The sequence below is a fragment of the Devosia submarina genome (genome assembly GCF_003056345.1).
GTDB lineage: Bacteria > Pseudomonadota > Alphaproteobacteria > Rhizobiales > Devosiaceae > Devosia > Devosia submarina.
This window is the reverse complement of sequence record NZ_PYWB01000005.1, coordinates 141,780-161,931: the sequence shown is the minus strand read 5'-3', so window position 1 is coordinate 161,931 and position 20,152 is coordinate 141,780. Positions and strand designations below refer to the sequence as shown.

At 61.1% G+C, this 20,152-nt stretch carries 16 protein-coding genes; 5 read left to right on the top strand and 11 right to left on the bottom strand.

Annotated features, from left to right (window positions below; translation table 11 throughout):
* Window positions 1-29: 29 nt before the first annotated feature.
* The 4 genes from DDE77_RS08775 to DDE77_RS08760 all read right to left on the bottom strand — a co-directional run bounded on the left by DDE77_RS08775 (window position 30) and on the right by DDE77_RS08760 (window position 4,433).
* On the bottom strand, window positions 30-1,574 hold the full coding sequence (locus tag DDE77_RS08775) for a DEAD/DEAH box helicase (protein ID WP_245895143.1): 1,545 nt from the start codon (window positions 1,572-1,574) through the stop codon (window positions 30-32).
* Between the two features lie 468 nt (window positions 1,575-2,042).
* Window positions 2,043-2,831, bottom strand: coding sequence for a molybdopterin-dependent oxidoreductase (locus DDE77_RS08770; protein ID WP_108397083.1), 789 nt, complete (start codon window positions 2,829-2,831; stop codon window positions 2,043-2,045).
* Entirely contained in the window at window positions 2,828-3,676 is an 849-nt protein-coding gene (locus tag DDE77_RS08765) for a cytochrome b/b6 domain-containing protein (RefSeq protein WP_108397082.1), read from the bottom strand. The genes DDE77_RS08770 and DDE77_RS08765 overlap by 4 nt, the downstream gene beginning before the upstream one ends.
* A 109-nt stretch (window positions 3,677-3,785) precedes the next feature.
* Complete coding sequence (locus DDE77_RS08760) at window positions 3,786-4,433, bottom strand: ThuA domain-containing protein (RefSeq protein ID WP_108397081.1); 648 nt, start codon at window positions 4,431-4,433, stop codon at window positions 3,786-3,788.
* A 252-nt stretch (window positions 4,434-4,685) separates the two neighbouring features.
* Between DDE77_RS08760 and DDE77_RS08755 the strand changes: the two genes are divergently transcribed.
* Window positions 4,686-6,290 carry a bifunctional metallophosphatase/5'-nucleotidase gene (locus DDE77_RS08755; protein ID WP_108397236.1) on the top strand — a complete coding sequence of 535 codons (1,605 nt, stop codon included), beginning with the start codon at window positions 4,686-4,688 and terminating at the stop codon, window positions 6,288-6,290.
* A gap of 108 nt (window positions 6,291-6,398) precedes the next feature.
* On the opposite strand, the gene DDE77_RS08750 is transcribed toward DDE77_RS08755, so the two are convergent.
* The 7 genes from DDE77_RS08750 to DDE77_RS08720 all read right to left on the bottom strand — a co-directional run bounded on the left by DDE77_RS08750 (window position 6,399) and on the right by DDE77_RS08720 (window position 13,169).
* Window positions 6,399-6,653 (bottom strand): GlsB/YeaQ/YmgE family stress response membrane protein, encoded by a 255-nt coding sequence (locus DDE77_RS08750; RefSeq protein WP_108397080.1) that lies wholly within the window; start codon window positions 6,651-6,653, stop codon window positions 6,399-6,401.
* A 131-nt stretch (window positions 6,654-6,784) separates the two neighbouring features.
* Window positions 6,785-7,828 carry a Gfo/Idh/MocA family protein gene (locus DDE77_RS08745; protein ID WP_108397079.1) on the bottom strand — a complete coding sequence of 348 codons (1,044 nt, stop codon included), beginning with the start codon at window positions 7,826-7,828 and terminating at the stop codon, window positions 6,785-6,787.
* A 161-nt stretch (window positions 7,829-7,989) separates the two neighbouring features.
* The gene (locus DDE77_RS08740) at window positions 7,990-8,772 is read right to left on the bottom strand and encodes a ThuA domain-containing protein (protein ID WP_108397235.1); all 783 of its coding nucleotides are present in this window, start codon (window positions 8,770-8,772) and stop codon (window positions 7,990-7,992) included.
* 213 nt (window positions 8,773-8,985) lie between these two features.
* Complete coding sequence (locus tag DDE77_RS08735) at window positions 8,986-9,993, bottom strand: ABC transporter ATP-binding protein (protein ID WP_108397078.1); 1,008 nt, start codon at window positions 9,991-9,993, stop codon at window positions 8,986-8,988.
* A gap of 11 nt (window positions 9,994-10,004) precedes the next feature.
* Window positions 10,005-10,850, bottom strand: coding sequence for a carbohydrate ABC transporter permease (locus DDE77_RS08730; protein ID WP_108397077.1), 846 nt, complete (start codon window positions 10,848-10,850; stop codon window positions 10,005-10,007).
* On the bottom strand, window positions 10,850-11,827 hold the full coding sequence (locus DDE77_RS08725) for a carbohydrate ABC transporter permease (RefSeq protein WP_108397076.1): 978 nt from the start codon (window positions 11,825-11,827) through the stop codon (window positions 10,850-10,852). Before DDE77_RS08725 ends, DDE77_RS08730 begins: the two co-directional genes overlap by 1 nt.
* Window positions 11,828-11,909: 82 nt before the next feature.
* Window positions 11,910-13,169: an ABC transporter substrate-binding protein gene (locus DDE77_RS08720; protein ID WP_108397075.1), complete on the bottom strand. Its 1,260-nt coding sequence runs from the start codon at window positions 13,167-13,169 to the stop codon at window positions 11,910-11,912.
* A gap of 490 nt (window positions 13,170-13,659) precedes the next feature.
* Here DDE77_RS08720 and DDE77_RS08715 point away from each other — a divergent pair, with 490 nt between their 5' ends.
* From DDE77_RS08715 to DDE77_RS08700, 4 genes are all read left to right on the top strand, one after another.
* Entirely contained in the window at window positions 13,660-14,691 is a 1,032-nt protein-coding gene (locus DDE77_RS08715; RefSeq protein WP_108397074.1) for a substrate-binding domain-containing protein, read from the top strand.
* Window positions 14,692-14,889: 198 nt separating this feature from the next.
* Window positions 14,890-15,723, top strand: a complete 834-nt coding sequence (gene sseA / locus DDE77_RS08710; RefSeq protein ID WP_108397073.1) for a 3-mercaptopyruvate sulfurtransferase — start codon at window positions 14,890-14,892, stop codon at window positions 15,721-15,723.
* A 113-nt stretch (window positions 15,724-15,836) separates the two neighbouring features.
* Window positions 15,837-17,003, top strand: coding sequence for an efflux RND transporter periplasmic adaptor subunit (locus tag DDE77_RS08705; protein ID WP_108397072.1), 1,167 nt, complete (start codon window positions 15,837-15,839; stop codon window positions 17,001-17,003).
* 14 nt (window positions 17,004-17,017) lie between these two features.
* Window positions 17,018-20,134, top strand: coding sequence for an efflux RND transporter permease subunit (locus DDE77_RS08700; protein WP_108397071.1), 3,117 nt, complete (start codon window positions 17,018-17,020; stop codon window positions 20,132-20,134).
* Window positions 20,135-20,152 lie beyond the last annotated feature (18 nt).

Genomic DNA, 20,152 nt, shown 5'->3' with positions numbered 1-20,152 from the left:
CCGCCTTTTTCTTATCGTGCAAACAAGGCCTAGGCTACGCGACCGCGCTGCCGATCGGCATTGGACCGCCCGCCGGTGCGCAACGCATCCTTTTGCGCCTTGCCCCAGCGCTGCTTGGGCTTGCCTGCGCCGTCAGCGACCTTGGGCGCCATGGGCTTACCGGTTTCCAGATCCCGGCGAACGCCGCGCGGGGCCTGACCTTCCGGACGGGTCCGCCCTTCAGCAGCTGGACGCGTGCGTGGCGCATCCGATGGCTGATGGTGCGGCTGGCTCTTGGGCGCGCCTTCCTTGCCGAACTCTGCAAAAGGTCGGCGCTCGGCAGGCGAGCGACGATCAACTTGCGTGCGCGGATTCTTGGCCGAGCGCGGGCCTGGGCGGCCATTGCCGGACTTCTTGTAAGCCGAGCGCGGCGCTTCAACCACGCCCGTGTCGTTGGCTAGGTGCAGATCGCCCGACACTGGGAGGGTGCGCCGGATCAGCCGTTCCACATCGCGCAGCTTGCCACGCTCCGTGCCATCGCACAGCGTAATGGCAAAGCCCGAAGCGCCGTTACGGCCGGTTCGGCCGATACGATGCACATAGTTTTCCGGATCGTCCGGCAGTTCATAGTTCACCACATGGGTGATGCCGGGCACGTCGATGCCGCGCGCCGCAATATCGGTAGCCACCAGGATCCGCACATCGCCCGTGGCAAAGCCCTTGAGCGCCGCCTGACGCGCATTCTGCGACTTGTTGCCGTGGATAGCAGCAGCCTTGTGGCCGTCGATCTCGAGGTTCTTGGCAACGCGATCGGCACCGTGCTTGGTGCGCGCAAAGATGATCACGCGCTCCATCTTTTCGGTTTCGCTGGCCAGCAATTCATTGAGCACGCCGCGCTTGGCCTTCGCGCCCGACAGGATCACGCGCTGGTCGATCTTGACCACGGTGGAACCAGCGACGGACGCATCCACGCGCACGGGCTCGTTAAGAAGGCTTTTGGCGAGATCAGCGACTTCAGGCGCCATCGTAGCCGAGAACATCATGGTCTGGCGCTTGAAGCCGATTGCCTTGGCAATGGCACGCACCGGAGCAATAAAGCCCATGTCGAGCATGCGGTCCGCTTCATCGAGCACGAGCCAGCGCGTTTCGTTGAGGCGGATCTTGCCGTCGTCCATCAGATCCTTGAGACGGCCGGGCGTTGCGACAGTGATGTCGACGCCACGCTCAAGCTTTTTGACCTGATGATAGCGCGAGACGCCGCCCAGGAGCAGGACCGTATCGAGCTTCATCTTGGAGCCGGCAAATTTGCGAATGGCTTCGTCGATCTGCACGGCCAGTTCGCGCGTAGGCGCCAAAATCAGCGCCCGCGTGGTCAGCGGCCGGGGACGACCGGTGAGGCCCAGAATGCCGGCCAGGATCGGCAGGCCAAAGGCTGCGGTCTTGCCCGAGCCGGTCTGGGCAATGCCCATCATATCGCGACCTTCCATCAGCTTTGGAATAGCCTGCGACTGAATCTTGGTGGGCTCGGTGAACCCGCCAGCGGTGAGGCTGTCGGTAAGGACAGAGGGAAGACCAAGAGAGATAAAATTGTTCAAGTTCAGTTCTTTCTGCGCCCAAAGGCGCTGCGACGCGCGCAGGACGATGCAGCGCGCATGACGCCGACCCAAACGCGGGCGAGCGCATCAACAGGTGCAATCGGGCGATAAAAGGGATATCGCGCGGGTGCTGGCTTGAACCTGGACAACAGTTTCCAGGCTGACTTCGCCGCTCACCGCTTGGGATAAGAAGAGAAGTCCGTCACCAAAGTCCTGGCGCCAGCGGATCCCCAAAAGGTCCATGCGCCGGTGACGATGCCCCTATGTGGGCGAGCTTCGGCAGTTTTGCAAGGTAAATCCGGAAGGCCGAGTGCATGAGGGGGATGCATCTGTCACCAACCACAAGACGTCACCCTTGGGCTTGACCCGAGGGCTCTGCACTTAACAGCGCTGGTTGAAAGTGGAGACCTCTGGGGTCAAGCCCGAGGTTGATGACCTATGGCTGGAACGCAATAGCTAGCTCAGCCGTCAAATCCCCCCATACCAGTCATAACCCGTATCTTCCCAATACCCGCCCCTGCCGCGGCCGAACCCCTCAAGGCTATCCACCAATTCCACCGTATGAAGATATTTGGGCTGTTTATACCCCAGCGCCCGCTCGATCCGCAGCCGGACCGGCGCTCCATTGGCGACCGGCAGCGGCTGGTCATTGAGCCCATAGCTCAGGATGGACTGGGGGTGATAGGCATCCACCAGATCCGAGCTGGTATAATACAGGATGTCGCCCGATATCGTGCGCTGGATATTGTCGAAGCAATGGTAGACAGCATAGCGCGCACCCGGCTTCACCCTGGCCATGTCAAGGATCGGCCCCAAAGGCGTGCCCGTCCATTTGGCGATGCAGCTCCACCCTTCCACGCAATCGTGGCGAGTGATCTGGGAGCGCGCTGGCATATTGCGCAGTTCATCTAGCGAAAAGCTCACTTCCCGCTCCACCATGCCCTTGACGGTAAAGCGATAGGGAACGAAGTCCTGCGCCCGCAGGAACTGGTATTCAGGCGTAGTGGGATCGGTTGAGCCATTGGGTCGCTGCCCCTGGCGGATCTCGCTGGCGGAATATTCCCGCGCCAGCGTCTGCTCGCCAATCAGCGCCCGCTGCGCCTGGTAGGTCAGCACATTGGCCCGTTCCACCACCTGCCGGATAGGGTTGCTCTGGTCGGCCAGGAAGTTGAACTGGTCACACCCGGCGAGAACGAGGCCAGACCCGGCCACCACTGAGCTGCGAAGAAAATTGCGACGCGTAATAAGCTTGCTCATGGCTTGTCTCCCTCTCCGGTCGGCGTTCCCGGGCTCGCCCGATACCAGCCGGTGATCATGGAACGCAGCTCGTTGATCGGCCCGGCGGCAATCACCATGAGAACGTGGACGACAAAGAAAGCGACCAACAGCAGCATGACGATGAAGTGGATCGTCCGCGCCGTTTGCCGACCGCCAAACAGATCCAGCATCCAGGGTGCCGAAGCATTTACACCCGGGCTCATGGTCAAGCCGGTCAGCACGATCAGCGGAAAAAGAACAAAGAAGACCACGAAATAGCTAAGCTTTTGCAGTGGTCCATAACTGCGCCCGTGCTTGAGGCGAAAGCGCGCGTGAGCCGCGATATCGCTCGGCAGCGCCTTGAGATCGGCAGGACGCGGAACGACATCCCGCCGCAAATGCCCATTGACCAGGCTTGCCACGAACCACACCAGCATGGTCCCCACAAACACCCAGGCAAAAAAGAAGTGGACCACCCGCCCGGTTGCTAAGTCGCGGTATCCCGGGATCGTGAGCGCGCCTGGAAAGGCGGTGAACACCGGGCGCTCCTTAGGCCCGCTGACCCCAAGCACGCCCGTCGTGTCGAATGTTTGCCCAAACAGCGTGATCCTGCCGCGCGGCCCGGCATCGGTGTTGAAGGCGCCTATTCGAAGAATGGAATTATCGTACTCGAACCCGGACTCCTGTCCGAGGTAGAGCGCAGGGTGGGCATTGAATATCTGCAGCCCCGTCAGCAGCAAAAAGAACAGGCAAATCACCCAGAGCCAATGGGTAATCCGCGTCCAGATCGACTGCCGGTAGATCAGCGGCCCCTGGCTGCCCGGCAGGCTCTTGATATCCGTCATTGCTTCTTCCGCCCTGCGATACCGCACTGTTCCAAGCTACGGTATCGCGAGCAGGAATGGCTCACCATCACCGATATATTATTGCCGGTGATGGCTGAGCATGCCGGCGCTACTCGTCGCGCGCGGCCCAGTTGATCCCCCGGCGCAGGATCGTTGCCATTTCGCGGTTCTCGAATTCCTTGGCCTGGTGGCCCAGCGTTGAGTGGAACACCCGCCCCTTGCCATGCTGGCGCTTCCAAACCACTGGCATCTTCACGCCGTTGATCCAGGAGGCATGCTCGCCGGTAAAGGTCGTGGTCGCCAGCACATGGTTGGATGGGTCCACATGCATGTAATATTGCTCGGACGTATAGGGGAACGACTTGATCCCCGCCATGACCGGATCGAGCGGATCAGCGACATCGACCGTGTAATCGATGATATTGCCGGGATGCGCCACCCATTGGCCGCCCACCATGAACTGGTAATCCACCGAGTCGCGGAACGCATCGCTCATGCCGCCATGGTGACCGGCAAGACCTACGCCGTTCTCCACCGCCTTGGTGAGGTTTTCGACCTCGGCTTTTTCGATCTTGCTCATCGTAAAGATCGGAACGATCAAGGACAGATCATGGATGGACGGATCAGCAAATGCGCTGGTTTCGGTCGCCATGCGCACAGAAAAGCCATCCTCGTGCAGCCAGCGGCGATAAATGGCGGCGCATTCTTCTGGGTCATGCCCCGACCAGCCGCCATAAACAATCAATGCACTTTTCAAGGCTCAAACCCCCCGCAAATCAAACGGGCGGAGATTACCCGTTTGTGCCGCCAAGGGAACCCCGGCGATGCAATTAAGCCCAAAAGCCGTCTCGCGGATCATCAATCGTCTCCAGGCATGGGCAAGAGCCCGACGCGGCGCTTTTCACTGCAACAAAGAACTGGTTAACTGCCCTTGTTCTCTGCCGGCTGCTGCCGGTCAAAAGACCTGGCGGCGCAAACAACCAAGACGACCAGCACAAGGGATAAAGGGATGAAAAGTCTTCTTCTGGGCGCCACCGCGCTGACGCTTTGCGCCGCGATGTCGAGCGCGGCCTATGCCGAGTTCACGCTCAACATCCTCCACATCAATGATTTCCATTCCCGCTTCGATCCAATTACCGGGACCGACAGCAATTGCGATGCCGAAACGGATGCAGCCGGCGAGTGTTTCGGCGGCATTGCGCGCCTGAAAACCATTATTGACGACACGCGCGCCAAATATGAAGCGGGCAATTCCCTGCTCCTGTCGGCTGGCGACAATTTCCAGGGCTCGCTCTATTACACCACCTACAAGTCCAAGGTCGTTTCCGACTTCTTCAACCAGATGGGCTTCGATGTCGTCGCCACCGGAAATCACGAATTCGATGACGGTCCCGAAGAATTCATGAAGTTCATTGAAGCGGCCGAATTCCCCATCATCGGCGGCAATTTTGACGTCTCCCGCGATCCAAACCTCAAGGGCAAGATCAAGGGCTCCATCGTGGTGGAAGTCGGCGGCGAAAAGATCGGCATTATCGGCGCCACCACCGAGGATACGCCTGACATCGCCTCGCCGGGCCCCCATGTGGAATTCACCGATGTGATTCAATATGTGCGCGGCGCCTCCGAAGCGCTCGAGGCCGCTGGCGTCAACAAGATCATCCTCCTTTCCCACATTGGCTACACGGTGGATCTGGAAGTCGCCGCGGCGCTGCCGCTCGTTGACGTGATCGTGGGTGGCCATAGCCACACTCTGCTTTCCAACACAGCAGAAGGCGCCGCCGGCCCCTATCCCACCATGGTCACCAATCCCGATGGAATTGAAGTGCCCGTGGTCCAGGCCAATCAATATGGCAAATATCTCGGCGATATCGCCATCACCTGGGACGACAATGGCGTGGTGACATCGGCGGAAGGCGAACCCTTCCTGATCGACGCCTCCGTCGAGGGCAACGAAGGCTTCAAGGGCCAACTCGCTGAACTTGCTGCCCCTATCGAAGAGGCCATGGGTGAAGTGATCGGCACCACCACGGCTGCAATCGACGGTTCGCGCGAAACCTGCCGCGCCGTGGAATGCCAGATGGGCAATCTCGTTGCCGAAGCCATGCTGGCCCGCGCCAAGGACCAGGGCGCAACCATTGCCATCCAGAACGGTGGTGGCCTGCGCGCTTCGATCGACGCGGGCGAAATCACCAAGGGCGAAGTGATCACCGTCCTGCCCTTCTCCAACACGCTGGCAACCGTGCAGATCTCGGGTGCCGACGTCATCGAAGCGCTGGAAAACGGCGTCAGCGATGTGGAAAATGCCGCCGGCCGCTTCCCGCAGGTGGCGGGGCTGAAATACTCCTACACGCTTTCCAAGCCCGCCGGTGAACGCGTCAGCGACGTCATGGTCGGCTCTGGCGACAGCTTCGAGCCTATCGACCAAGAGGCCACCTACACCATCGTCACCAACAACTACAATCGCGGCGGCGGCGACGGCTACGAGACTTTCGCCAGCGGCGAAAACGCCTACGACTTTGGCCCGCCGCTCGAGGAAGTGCTGGCCGATTATATTGCGAGCATGGGCGGCGAATACACGCCCTTCACGGATGGCCGTATCACCGTAATCGAGTAATCGACAAAGGGCGCCCACCGGGCGCCCTTTTCCCATCCACTATCACCAGACGACCTCATGGTGAGCCCGTCGAACCATGCGGCTGGACAAATGGAGGTCTGCGCTAAACTAAGCCCGGCTTCTCGCCATCTGGCCCCAGGCGAGCAGGATGATGACCGCGCCCACAATCGACGCAATGAACCCCGCCCCGTCACCGGCCTCGTACCAACCCACCGCCTGCCCCAGCCAGGTTGCGAGCACCGAGCCAACAATGCCCAGTACGGTCGTGAGGATGAATCCGCTCGGCTTGTGCTTGCCCGGCGTAATCCACTTGGCAATAAGCCCCGCAAAGAACCCGATAATAATGGCCCAGACGATACCCATGGCGTGACGCTCCTTTTCGCTAGGCCATAGATTGCTACGGCAGGAGGCTCTTGCAAGGTCTTGCGCCACCAACACGAAGCCAGTCGCGCAACAAAAAGGCCCGCATTGCTTCGAGCCTCTTCAAACCCGGCTCAAACCGCGTGTTCGAGCCCGTCGCGATCCGTTACCAGTGACAGGTCCAGCACTTTCTGGATATTGGTGGCGTGCCGGAAGCTGGGCTCCAGATTCTTTCCAGCGCGAAAGGCCTCCACAAAGCGCATGTAATTGGTTGGCACCGGATCCACCGGAACCTCCGTCCATGTGCCGGTTTCCGCATCAGCTCCGAGGCAGGTGCGCAACTGCGACCAATCATGGCGATGCTGCACCTCGACCGAGCCCAGCTCGCCATAAACCCGCAGCCGCAACTCGTTGAAGTGCCCCGTTGCCCAGCGCGTCGCGTGGATCACGCCCAGGGCGCCATTCTCAAGCTGCGCCGTCATGGCAAAGCTGTCATTGGCGTCGAGTTCATATTCCCCGATCCGGTTATTCTCCGCCTTCTCGAAGGTATGAAGCCGACAGAACACCTTGGAAAAGTCGCTCCCCGCGCCATAGGCGGCAAAATCGAGAATATGCACGCCGATGTCGCCCAGCACGCCATTTGAGCCATGCTTTTTGCTCAGGCGCCAAAGCCATTGCGATTCCGTGCGCCAATCGCCCCAAGCCTTGCTCACCAGCCAGCTCTGCAGATAGCTCGCCTCGAAATGCTTGACCTTGCCCACCTGCCCCGACTGCACGATCTCGCGCGCCTTCTGCAGCTGGCTCACATTGCGGTAGGTGAGGTTAACCATGTTGATCAGACCCATAGCTTCCGCCGTCTCGGTCATCTCCATGGCTTTGGCGTGGTCGGTTGCCAGAGGCTTTTCACAGAACACATGCTTGCCCGCGCGCAGTGCCGCCATGGTGGTCGCATGGTGAATGGAATCAGGAGTCACGTTGGCCACCCCGTCAAACTCGCCCCAGGCAAGCGCGGCATCGAGCGAGCCGAAGCCGCGCTCGATATTGTGCGTTGCGTTGAACGCTTCCACGCGCGCTGGATCAACGTCCACGCCCGCGACGACCGATACACCCTCGATGGCCGAAAAGTGCTTGGCATGTTGGTTGGCCATGCCGCCGGTTCCCAGAATAAGGATCCGCATATTATTTTTCCCATGCGGCACCTGCCGGTCCGCGCTAGATGATCTGTTGGTGTTGGATGTTCGGCCTCATCCTGAGCCTGTCGAAGCCAAGGAGCCTGGCAAGATCGTGCCCAAACCCCATGGTTCAACAAGCTCACCATGAGGTTTGGAGAGCAGGGAGCCTAGCGGAACCCCTCTTGGCGCCCGTGATGCAGCTTCGGGCCGCGCTCTTCGATCTTTTCGAGCGCCTCGTCAACAGGCACATTGGGTGCCTCGAGCAATTGTGGGAATTGGTTGGCATTATAGGCCCAGTTCACCGCATTGCGCAGCACCAAACCGACCGTATCATTGTGGTAGGTCGGGTAGGTTTCGTGGCCCGGCCGGAAGTAGAAGATATTGCCCGCACCCCGACGGTATGTCAGGCCCGAGCGGAACACTTCCCCACCCTGGAACCAGGACACGAACACCGTTTCAAGCGGCTCGGGCACTGAGAAAGGTTCGCCATACATTTCTTCCATTTCGAGCTCGAAATAGGGCGGCAGGCCCTGGGCAATGGGATGTCCCGGATTGGTGACCCATAGCCGCTCGCGCTCCCCTGCTTCGCGCCAGTTCAGTCCGCAGGGTGCGCCCATCAGGCGCTTGAAGATCTTGGAGAAGTGCCCCGAATGGAGAACGATCAGCCCCATGCCTTCCCATACGCGCTTGGCAATGCGCTCGACGACCTCGTCCTCGACCTGACCATGCGCCGCGTGACCCCACCAGATCAGCACATCGGTTTGTGCCAGCGCTTCTTTAGTGCAACCGTGCTCGGGCTCCTGCAAGGTCGTGGTCTTCGTTACGATATTGCTGTCGCTCTGGAGGAGCTTGGCAATCTGGTTGTGCATGCCTTCGGGATAGTTCTCGGCCACAACTCTGTTTTTCTGCTCGTGGACGTTTTCGCCCCAGATCAGGGTACGGATCGGCATTATGGTCTCCTGGGATTTGGCAGCCGCGGCAATTGGAGCAAGGCCAATCGACGCGGCAAACTGCTGAAACGGCACCTCTGCGACGCATCTCTTGCGGCCTTTGATCACGTCAAAGGCGGTTGGTCAAAAACTTGATCGGCGGAGCCGGTTGCGGAACAATTCCACAGCCGGCTCAGGGGAAGGAGCGCAATTTCGGCAAGGCTGCCCTGCAGCTCAGGCGATGGGCTTTCCAGCGGCGTTGAAGCGGTGGATCTTGTCGTTCATGGGCGAAATCTGCACCACATCGCCGCTTCTGTAGGTGTTGGAGCCATCCAGCCGCACCACAACAGGCTCTTCGGTGCCCATTTCAAGATAAACATAGCTGTCGGCGCCCAGATTCTCGGTGTGGATCACCGTTCCGCTCCAAACCCCATTTTCGGGCACAATGGTGATGTGCTCGCCGCGTATGCCCAGGATTTCGGCATTGAACGCCTCGGCGCGCTCGCCCCCAATGAAATTCATCTTGGGTGAACCGATAAAGCCGGCAACAAACACCGAATTGGGCTTTTCATAAAGCTCCATGGGCGTGCCCACCTGCTCCACCAGCCCATCGCGCAACACGCAGATGCGGTCGGCCAGGGTCATGGCTTCCACCTGGTCATGCGTCACATAGATCATGGTGACGTTGTTCATTTCCTCGTGGAGCTTGGCGATCTCGATCCGGGTCGCCACCCGCAAGGCGGCGTCGAGGTTCGACAGTGGCTCGTCGAACAGGAACACCTTGGGGTCGCGCGTAATCGCCCGTCCGATGGCAACACGCTGGCGCTGCCCGCCCGAAAGCTGCTTGGGCAAACGATCGAGATATTGCCGGATTTGCAGCATGTCGGCGGCCTTTTCCACGCGCCGCCGGATCTCGTCCTTACTCTGGCCCTTCTCCAGCGTCAGCCCGAACGCCATGTTGTCGTAGACGCTCATGTGCGGATAAAGCGCATAGGACTGGAACACCATGGCGATGCCGCGCTTGGATGGCGCCAGGGAGTTGACCACCTTGCCGTCAAACAGCATCTCGCCCGAGGTGATATCCTCCAGCCCCGAGATCAGGCGCAGCAGGGTGGACTTGCCACACCCCGAAGGCCCCACGAACACCATGAATTCGCCCTTGCGGACCTCGAGGTCCACGCCCTTGATCACCTCGACCGCGCCAAAGGCCTTGCGGACGTTGCGAAGCTCGATGCTTGCCATTTCTTTGCTCCTTAGCCTTTGACGCCGCCGGCCGTCAGACCAGACACAATCTTGCGCTGGAAAACCAGAACCAGCACAACGAGCGGCACGGTCACGATCACCGATGCGGCCATGATGATGCCCCAGGGAATTTCATACTGCGAACCGCCCGACAGCAGCGCGATGGCGACAGGAACCGTGCGGGTCTGGTTTGATACCGTGAAGGTCAGCGCGAACAGGAACTCGTTCCAGGCGCCGATAAAAGCCAGGAGCCCCGTGGTCACCAGCGCAGGCCACATTAGTGGCATGAACACGCGGGTGATGATGACCCATGGGCTCGCCCCATCCACGATCGCCGCTTCCTCGATTTCCACCGGCAAGTCGCGCATAAACGTGGTCAGGACCCAAACGGTGAAGGGCAAGGTGAAGATCGTATAGGAAAAGATCAGCGCCCAAGGTGTGTTGTAGATCCCCAGAAACCGGATCACTTCGAACAGGCCAGCCAGCACGGCGATCTGCGGGAACATGGAGACGGCAAGGATTGTCATCAGCAGCAGCCCGCGCCCCCTGAACCGCACCCGACTTAGGGCAAAGCTCGCCGTTACCGCCAGGAAAAGCGCCAGCAGCACCGTAACGGATGCCACGAAAACCGAGTTCAACAAATTGCGCGGGAACGAGCCCTGGTTGAAGACGGATTCGTAGTTGGCGAGGCTGAACGAGGTCGGCCAGTAATTGATGCGAAACAGATCTGTTCCGGTCTCCAGGCTCGTCAGGATCGCGTAATAGAACGGGAATACCGAGACGAGGACGATGAACACCACCAGCGCATAGAACAAGACGCGCTTGGTGACTTTCCAAAGGTCGAAGGTCGCAGTCATCAGCGGGCTCCCCCGTCAAAATTGACCTTGCCGAGCCAGATATAGATGATGGTGAACAGCGCGATCAGCAGGAACAGCAGCGTTGACTGCGTCGACCCTTCGGCGAAATTGTCGAACTGGAAGAGGTTCTCCTGCGCCAGCACCGACATTGTCTTGGTCGCCGCAGAATTGGGCGTCAGCACATAGATCAAATCAAAGATACGCAAGGCATCCAGCACACGGAAGATGATCGCCACCATCAGCGCAGGCCGCACCAGCGGCAGGGTAATGCGGAAGAACTGCTTGATCGGATGTACGCCGTCGATATTGGCCGCCTCATAGATGTCCTTGGGGATCATCTGCAGCCCCGCCAAGATCAGCAGCGCCATGAAGGGCGTGGTTTTCCAGATATCCACCACCAGAACCGCAGTCATGGCCGTATCGGGTGAAGCCGTCCAGGCCACTGGCGCCGCCAGCAAGCCCAGCCGCATGCCTAAATCGTTGAGAATGCCGAATTGGTCGTTCAGCATCCAGCTCCACATGCGTGCTGAAACGATCGTCGGAATGGCCCATGGGATCAGGATGGCCGCACGCACAATGCCGCGCCCCCGGAACTCGGCGTTCAGCACCAGAGCCACGATCATGCCCAAAATGGTTTCCCAAAGCACTGACCAGAAGGCAAAGCGCACCGTATTCCAGACGGCATTCCACCAGTCAGGATCCGCCAGCACACCGCGATAAATCGTGCGCCCACTCTCCAGCGTGCGGATCTGCAGGTAATTGGCAAAGCCGACCCATTCGGCGCCATAAAGATTGTTGAGCTTCACATCGGTGAAGGAGAAGTAGATCGAGCGCGCCAGCGGCCAACCGGCAACCACGGCAAGCGCAATCATCATCGGCAGCAGGAACCAGCGTGCAGCGCGAACGCGCTGCTGCATCAATTCGGACCGCCCCTGCCTCTGCGCAACCGCCGGCATTTTGAGCGCTTCGGTCGTCATGCAGCTTCCCCCTGATGTCTGATTTTTTTTGGGATGCGGACGGCAGCCGCCCGCATCCCTGTTGCCAATAAAGCCGGACGGCTTAGTTCAGCAGGTCTTCGAGGTCGACTTCGAGCAGCTCAAGGTTCTCGGCGGCCGAACCATTGCCCGAAAGCGTGTTGTGGACGGCACTCCAGAACAGCGAGGAAGCCTCGTTGTAATTGGCCTGCGCCGGAGCCGAAGGACGCGGCACGGCAGACTGGAAGATTTCTTCCCAGGCGGCCATGAACGGGGCAGCTTCAAGCACTTCGGCATCCTGGTAGAGCGCCTGGATGGATGGAAGGTTGTTCTGCTGGATGGCGCGGCGCTTTTGCGACTCCGCGGAACCCAGGAACAGGGCCAGCTCGGTTGCAGCATCGGGCTCAGGCGAATATTTCGAAACGGCATAGTTCCAGCCGCCCAGCGTACCCGATGGCTTTGCGCCCTCGCCTTCACCGGCTGGAAGCGGCGCCACGTCGAACTTGCCCTTCACGGCCGAGTCGTCGCTGTTGGACAGCGCATAGGCATAGGGCCAGTTGCGCATGAACACGGCATTGCCCAGCTGCCAAACGCCGCGGCTTTCTTCTTCCATATAGGCAAGGTTGCCTTCAGGCGAGATCGTGCCGATCCAGCTTGCGGCTTCTTCCAGCGCCGCCACGGCCTGCGGATTGTTGATCGAGATCGTGCCATCGGCTTCGATGATCTGGCCGCCACCATAGGAGTTGACCCATTCCAGGGCGTTACAGGTCAGCCCTTCATAGGCATTGCCCTGGAACACGAAGCCCCAAAGGTCGGTAGCGCCTTCAGCGCGCTCGGCATCCATGATTTCCTGAGCGGTGGCATGCAGTTCCGACCAGGTCTTTGGCACTTCCTTGCCGTGCTTTTCCAGCAGATCCTTGCGATAGAACAGGGCTGGCGCGTCGGTATAGCCGGGGATGGCGACCAGCTTGCCCTCAACGGTCTGGGATTCGATAATGGATGGGTAATGCTCGTCGATCACATCCGCTGCAGCCTCGCTCAAATCGAGGAACTGATCGGCAAGCTGCGGCGCCCAGATCACGTCGGTTGTATAAACGTCGATGTCGGCATTGCCTGCTGCCAGCCACAGCCGATACTGGCCGAACTGGTCGCTCGTGGACGATGGCATTGGCACGATGGTCACGGTGTGGCCAGTCTGCTCGGTGAAAATGTCGAGCTCGGACTGCAGGAATGCCAGGCCCGTCCCCGTGTCACCCGAAACGATCGACAGCTCGGCCGCCTGGGCAGCGCCCGCAACCAGCGTGACGCTCGTCAAGAGACCGGCGAGCAGCTTGTTGATTTTCATTAGATATCCTCCCGAATGAACCATTTACGGGGAGACACAAAGTCCGGCCTGCGCAGCAATGCGCATAGCCCGGATCGTCCGCCTCCCTAAAGCACCAGCACTGGCGGCTGTTCCGCCGGTTTCCAAAGCGCTTTGAAGGAAATGGAAACAGAGCGCCCCATTTCTGTCAAGCTGGGACACCAGAGATTCTTAATAACTCGGCACACGCTGTGGAGAATGATCTTTTTCTGCAATGCCTTAGGATCTTTCCGCGCCCAAATGAGTTAATTTTGCCCCCTATCGCCTGAGGTACGCACCTCACTTCGGAGCTCGCTCATTTCCGCTCTTGCATGAAAATTTGAAATCGCTTTGAATACTGCCGGAGGAGGGTGCAGGAACGCCAAAAAAGGCGGCCTGCTTGCCCGGAAAAGTGGTCGGCACAGCGCGTGCAGCTTCGTTGCACGACATTATGCAATCGTGCCTGCACCACTCGGGGGGACTGAACACGGCCATGAGACTGAAGGATCTGGCCCAACATTTGGGCCTGTCGCAAACCACTGTCAGTCGCGCGCTCAATGGCTACCCCGAAGTCAACGAGGCAACCCGCCGTCGTGTCGCGGAAACCGCCGAGCGCCTGGGCTATCGTCCTCATGCCAGCGCCCTGCGCCTGGCCACTGGGCGCTCGGGCGCCGTAGGCGTTGTTCTGCGTGGCGCCCATGAACTTGGCCCACATATGAGCGAGTTTCTCGCCGGTCTCGGCAGCAGGCTGGGCGAGCAGGAAGTCGATATCGTCGTCACCATCGTGGAAAGCTATGCCGACGAAATCGCCGCCTATCGCCGGGCCGCATCGAGCCAGAAGGTGGACGCGGTTATCCTTCATTCCCCCACGGTCAACGACGAGCGCGCCGCGCTTTTGTCCGAACTCAAAATCCCCTTCGTGCTGCATGGCCGCACCAACATCAACGCCCCCGTCGCCTGGCTCGACATCGATAATACCGGCGCCATGGAGCGCGCCACCACTCACCTGCTCGATCTCGGCCACCGCCGGATCGCCCTGCTCAACGGCGTCAAGGGCCGCACCTTTTCCGAGCACCGCGAGATCGGCTACCTTGCGGCTCTCTCCTCACGCGGCATCCCCTTTGATCCCGCGCTTATGGCCAATAGCCTCTTCACCGACGAAGCCGCCTTCCGCCTCGCCCAGGCGATGCTGGAGATCCGCCCCGCCCCTACGGCATTCCTTGCCGGCTCCATGATGACCGCCCTGGGCGTCTTCCGGGCCATTCGCCAGGCCGGGCTCACCATGGGGCGCGACGTTTCCGTCATCGCCCATGACGACGTCTTCCCTTATCTGAACGCGGACAACATGTTTCCCACCATGTCCACCACCCGCTCCTCCATCCGCCAGGCCGGCGCCCGGTTGGCCGAGCTGACGCTCCAGATCCTCGCGGGCAAACCAGCCGAGCAGATCGGCGAACTCTGGCCCGTGGAACTGATTCTGCGCGAAAGTTCCGGCCCTGCCCCAAAAGGCCAGACCGCCGCCTAGCGCATCCCAAGCCCTTGCACGCAGCGCCACTTTCCCATCCCAGCGCGCGATCTTGCGGCGCGATCCGAGCGCCGCCCCAACACGGGCACACCTGCAGAGCCCTGGCTCAACCATGCGACGAATGCCCCTCCCCCACCGCATGTTTGACTATCCCGCCCCACCACTTCATCCTGTCGCCATCACCCAAGGAGTCGCGCCGTGGATAATCCCTTTGTCACCACTGAGTGGCTGGCCGCTCACCTCGATGACCCCGATGTCGTCATCCTCGATGGCAGCTGGCACATGCCCAACGCCGCCCGCAATGCGCAGGCCGAATACCTTGCCGGCCACATTCCCGGCGCTGTCTTCTTCGACATCGACGGCATAGCCGATACCAGTTCCGAGCTGCCCCACATGCTGCCCGCGCCCGCCGATTTCGCGCGCATGGTCGGTGCCCTGGGCATCAGCGAAGCCATGACCATCGTCGTTTATGACGAACTCGGGCTCTTTTCCGCGCCTCGCGTCTGGTGGACATTTCGCGCCATGGGCGCGCCCGATGTGCGCATCCTGGCAGGCGGCGGCCCCAAATGGCGCGCCGAGCGCCGCCCGACGGAACCCGGCCTTGTTACGCGCGAGCGCCAGGTTTTCACGCCACAGTTCAACCCGACCCTTGTTGCCGATTTCGAACGCGTCCGCGACAGCAGCAGGGATGCTGCCGCCCAGATTGCCGATGCGCGCCCCGCTCCGCGTTTTCACGCCGAAGTGCCCGAACCCCGCGCGGGGCTGCGCGGCGGCCATATCCCGGGGAGCCTCAACGTGCCTGTCTCGCTGCTGACCGAAGCGGGCGAAATGCGCTCGCCCGAACAACTCCGCCAGCTCCTCAGTGACCGTGGCGTCAAGCTCGATCAGCCCATCATCACCTCCTGCGGCTCGGGCATCACGGCATCCACCCTCGCCCTGGCGCTGGAGCTTGCCGGCGCTCGCGATGTCGCTGTCTATGATGGGTCCTGGACCGAATGGGGCGGCCGCCCCGATGCGGAGATATCGTCGTAAATTTATCGTGCCTTACAAGATTGTAAGATGCACCGGAAACTGTCGCTGGTAGAGTCGCAAACGCATGCACCGGCACTGTCGGCAGCTGGTGATCCACATTCGAGGTTGGGCGTTTGATACGACAAATACTGGCGTCGCTGATTGTTCTGGCGGCTGCAGCAGCGGCCTGGGTCTTTTTCGTGCCCGGCTCAACCGCCACTCTGGCGAGCTATGGCATTTCCCTGCCTTTTGGTCCTGAACCCGGCGCCCAGGCCCAGGCCGGTCCCGGCGGACCTGGGGGTCGTCCGGGGGGACGTGGTGGCGGGCGCCAAACCAATGTCGTGACCACCCCTGTCACCTTGGCCACCATCAATGCCGACCTGCAAGCCGTGGGCGAAGCGCGCGCTGCCAATTCAGTCACCGTAACCTCGCCATCGGGCGGCACGCTGGAAGAAGTCCTCGTGCGTCCTGGGCAGGTGATCGAGGCTGGTGCCGTGATTGCACGGCTCGATGCCGATGCCGAACAGCTCGACTATGACCGTGCCAAGCTTGCGGCCGACGACGCCAATGCGACCCTCACCCGCACGGAAAGCCTTGCCGGCTCCAGCCTTGTTGCCACCACAGCCCTGACCGCTGCACAGCTGGCCGCCAACAATGCCAATCTCGAACTGCGCACGGCTGAAGTCGCCCTGGAGCGCCGCACCATTTCCAGCCCCATCGATGGCACGGTCGGCCTCATCAAGGTGACACCCGGCAATTACGTAGCCGCACAGACCGCCGTCACCACGATCGATGATAGCTCCTCCATCCTGGTCGATTTCTTTGTGCCCGAGCGCTACGCCGCTGGCGTCGCGCCCGGCGCCTCCGTCACCGTTTCGGCCGTCGCCATTCCGGGCAGCCGCTTCAACGGCGAGGTCGTTGCCGTCGACAATCGGCTGGACCCGGCCAGCCGTACCCTGCAGGTGCAGGCCGAAATCCCTAATGAGCGCAACCAGCTGCGCGCCGGCATGTCCTTCTCGGTTGCCCTCAGCTTCCCGGGCGAGCAATACCCGGCCGTTAATCCGCTCGCGATCCTGTGGTCGGCCGAAGGCTCTTATGTCTGGAAATATGAGGACGGCAAGGCCACCAAGGTGATGGCCGAGATCGTCCAGCGCAACAGCGATGGGGTGCTGGTGCGGGCCGATCTGGCGCCCGGCGATCCCATTATCACCGAAGGCATTCTGCAGCTGAGTGAAGGCGCCGAGGTAACCCTTCTTTCCGGGCCTGACGGCAGCACCCGGGCCGCCCAAGCCAATCCCTGACCGGAGCAAACCGCATGTCGATCGCGCAGAAAAACGAACGCGGCGGAACCCTGGCGGGGCTCTTCGTGCGGCGCCCGATTATGGCCGTGGTGGTCAACGCCTTGATCGTCGTTGCGGGACTTGCTGCTCTGCTTGGCGCCGAAGTGCGCGAACTGCCCAGCGTCGAACAACCGGTGCTCTCCATCTCCACGAGCTTCACCGGCGCCGCCGCCGAAACCGTCGACCGTGAAGTCACCGCGATTGTTGAAGGCGGCGTCGCGCGCGTCCAGGGCGTTGCCGCCATCTCCTCCTCTTCCTCCACCGGCCAGAGCCGCGTGACACTGGAATTCACCGACGGCACCAATATCGACACGGCCACCTCCGACGTGCGCGATGCGCTGAGCCGCGTCACCCGCAATCTGCCCGACGGCGCCGATGCGCCCACCATCTTCAAGGCCGACAGCAACGCCCAGGCGGTAATGCAGCTCGCCGTCACCTCCAACACAATGCCCATGGGTCAGCTTAGCGAGATCGTCGAAGACGTCATCTCCGAGCGCCTCGCCGCCGTTGAAGGCGTTGCGGAAGTGCAGGTTTATGGCACTAGCGATCGCTCCTTCGAAATAGACGTCGATCCCGTCAAGCTCGCGAGCCTTGGCTTGACCGTCGCCGACATTCGCAATGCCCTGGCCACCATCGCCTTTGACACTCCGGCAGGCTCCATCAACGGTCCCAACCAGAACATCACTGTTCGCGCCATCTCCGAAGTCACCACGCCCGAGGATTTCGAGCGCATCATCATCAACGGCAAGACCCTCCTGGGCGATGTCGCCACCGTCGTTTTCGACGCCGCCGCCAGCACTTCAGCGCTCCGCTCAGACGGTGCCCCTGGTATTGGCCTCGGCATTGTGCGCCAGGCCCAGTCCAACACCATCGAGATTTCTCAAGGCGTCCACGCTGCCGTCGAAGCGCTCAACCAGACTTTGCCCGAAGGCGTCAACATCAAGGTTTCCAGCGACGATGCCGTCTTCATCGACGGCGCCCTTCATGAGGTCGAAATCGCGCTGATCGTCTCGCTCGTCGTCGTGGTCGGGGTTATCTACCTGTTCCTGCTCGATTGGCGCGCCATCATCGTCCCCGCCCTGTCCATGCCCATCGCCCTCCTCGGCGCCGTGGCCGGCATCTACCTGGCTGGCTTTTCCCTTAACATTATCACCCTCCTGGCCCTGGTGCTCGCAACAGGCCTGGTGGTCGATGACGCTATTGTGGTGCTCGAAAACATTGTTCGCCGCAAAGCCCTGGGCGCCGGCCCTCGCGCGGCCGCGGTCCTGGGCACCCAGGAAGTGTTTTTTGCCGTTGTCGCAACCACGCTGACGCTGGCTGCCGTCTTCGTCCCCCTTTCATTCCTGGGCGGACAAACCGGCCGCCTGTTCCGCGAGTTCGGCTTCACGCTTGCCATTGCGGTCCTTCTCTCCTCCGTCGTCGCCCTTTCAATGGGTCCCATGATCGCCTCGCGCCTCCTCAAACAGGGTGGCGCGCAAGAAACCGGCGGCATCTTTGGCGCCATCGGCCGCTTCTTTGCCGCCATCTACCGCCACACCCTGCGCATCGCACTCCGCAATCCTTTTGTGGTGATCCTGATCGCGCTGCTGTTCGCCGGCTCGTCCTATTTCGTCTATGGCAATCTGCGCCAGGAAATCACCCCGCCCGAAGATCGCTCGCAGATCTCTCTCAGCGTGCGCGCGCCCAGCACAGCCAGCCTCGACTATATCCGCACGCAGCTGACCACAGTTGAATCCATGCTGCAGCCTTTCGTGGATAGCGGCGAGGTCGAGTCCATCTTTGTCCTCTCCGGCTGGGGCTCGGGGGGCTCCCTTACCCTCACCCTTGCCCCTTGGGGCGAGCGGGAGCGCACTCAGCAGCAGATCGCCAGCGACATCACCGCCCTCATGGCCCAGGTGCCTGCCGTGCGCGCCAGCGTGCGCCAGGGCAATTCTCTTGGCATTCGCGGCGGCGGCTCGGGCCTCCAGTTCGGCGTCGTCGGCCCTGACTATGACGTGCTTGCCGAAACCGCGCAGGTCATTGCCGACAGGCTCGATGAAGATGGACGCTATGGCCGCGTTACCGTTGATTATGATACCACCCAGCCCCAGCTTACCCTCACCGTCGATCGTGCCAAGGCCGACGATCTGGGCATCGATATCAACGGCCTTGCCACCACCATGCAGGCCATGATCGACGGCACCGAGATCGGCAACGTCTTCATCAACGATTCCAGCTACACCGTGCGCATGGTCTCAACCAGCAATCCGGTGAATGACCCGCGCGATCTGGAATCCCTGTTCGTGCGAACCGGTGACGGGCGCTTCGTGCCCATGTCCACCATCGCCACCATCACCGAATCAGCCGTCCCCCCGTCCCTGCGTCGCGAAGAACAGCGCCGCTCGGTCCCGGTCTCGGCCAGCCTCGAGGATGGCCAGCTTGCCCTGGGCGACGCTTATGCGCAAATGCTTGAGATCGCTCGGCCCCTTCTGCCGCAAGGCATCTCCATCATTCCCCTTGCCGAAGCCAAGACGCTGGGCGAAGCCAGCAATGGCCTTTTCATCACCTTCGGCTTTGCGCTCGTCATCATCCTGCTTGTGCTCGCCGCACAATTCGAAAGCGTCTGGAGCGCCATTATCGTCATGACCACCGTGCCCTTCGGTGTCGCGGCGGCGCTTTATGCCCTCCTCTTCACCGGCGGGAGCCTCAACATCTATAGCCAGATCGGCCTTGTTCTGGTGGTCGGCATCATGGCCAAGAACGGCATCCTGATCGTGGAGTTTGCCAACCAACTCCGCGACCAGGGCCGTTCCGTATCCGAGGCGATCGAGGAAGCCTCCAACATTCGCCTCCGTCCGGTAATGATGACCATGATCGCGACCATATTGGGCGGCCTGCCCCTGGTCCTTGCCAGTGGCGCCGGTGCCGAAGCTCGCTCGGCCCTGGGTTGGGTCATGGTAGGAGGCCTGAGCTTTGCCGCCGTTTCCACGCTCTATCTCACCCCGGTTGCCTATCTGCTTCTGGCCCGCTTCTCCAAGCCCAAGGCCGAAGAAGAGGCGCGCCTCGAACGCGAACTCGATGCCGCCAACGGCCTGCCAACGCCCGCCGAATAGCTGGACGCCTCCAGCCGG

Bases quoted from the DNA above. Each gene is read 5' to 3' on its own strand.
- DDE77_RS08750 (WP_108397080.1), bottom strand. From the start codon at position 6,653: ATGGGTATCGTCTGGGCCATTATTATCGGGTTCTTTGCGGGGCTTATT.
- DDE77_RS08755 (WP_108397236.1), top strand. From the start codon at position 4,686: ATGAAAAGTCTTCTTCTGGGCGCCACCGCGCTGACGCTTTGCGCCGCG.
- DDE77_RS08700 (WP_108397071.1), top strand. From the start codon at position 17,018: ATGTCGATCGCGCAGAAAAACGAACGCGGCGGAACCCTGGCGGGGCTC.
- DDE77_RS08730 (WP_108397077.1), bottom strand. From the start codon at position 10,850: ATGACTGCGACCTTCGACCTTTGGAAAGTCACCAAGCGCGTCTTGTTC.
- DDE77_RS08770 (WP_108397083.1), bottom strand. From the start codon at position 2,831: ATGAGCAAGCTTATTACGCGTCGCAATTTTCTTCGCAGCTCAGTGGTG.
- DDE77_RS08725 (WP_108397076.1), bottom strand. From the start codon at position 11,827: ATGACGACCGAAGCGCTCAAAATGCCGGCGGTTGCGCAGAGGCAGGGG.
- DDE77_RS08740 (WP_108397235.1), bottom strand. From the start codon at position 8,772: ATGCCGATCCGTACCCTGATCTGGGGCGAAAACGTCCACGAGCAGAAA.
- DDE77_RS08745 (WP_108397079.1), bottom strand. From the start codon at position 7,828: ATGCGGATCCTTATTCTGGGAACCGGCGGCATGGCCAACCAACATGCC.
- DDE77_RS08720 (WP_108397075.1), bottom strand. From the start codon at position 13,169: ATGAAAATCAACAAGCTGCTCGCCGGTCTCTTGACGAGCGTCACGCTG.
- DDE77_RS08765 (WP_108397082.1), bottom strand. From the start codon at position 3,676: ATGACGGATATCAAGAGCCTGCCGGGCAGCCAGGGGCCGCTGATCTAC.
- DDE77_RS08715 (WP_108397074.1), top strand. From the start codon at position 13,660: ATGAGACTGAAGGATCTGGCCCAACATTTGGGCCTGTCGCAAACCACT.
- DDE77_RS08735 (WP_108397078.1), bottom strand. From the start codon at position 9,993: ATGGCAAGCATCGAGCTTCGCAACGTCCGCAAGGCCTTTGGCGCGGTC.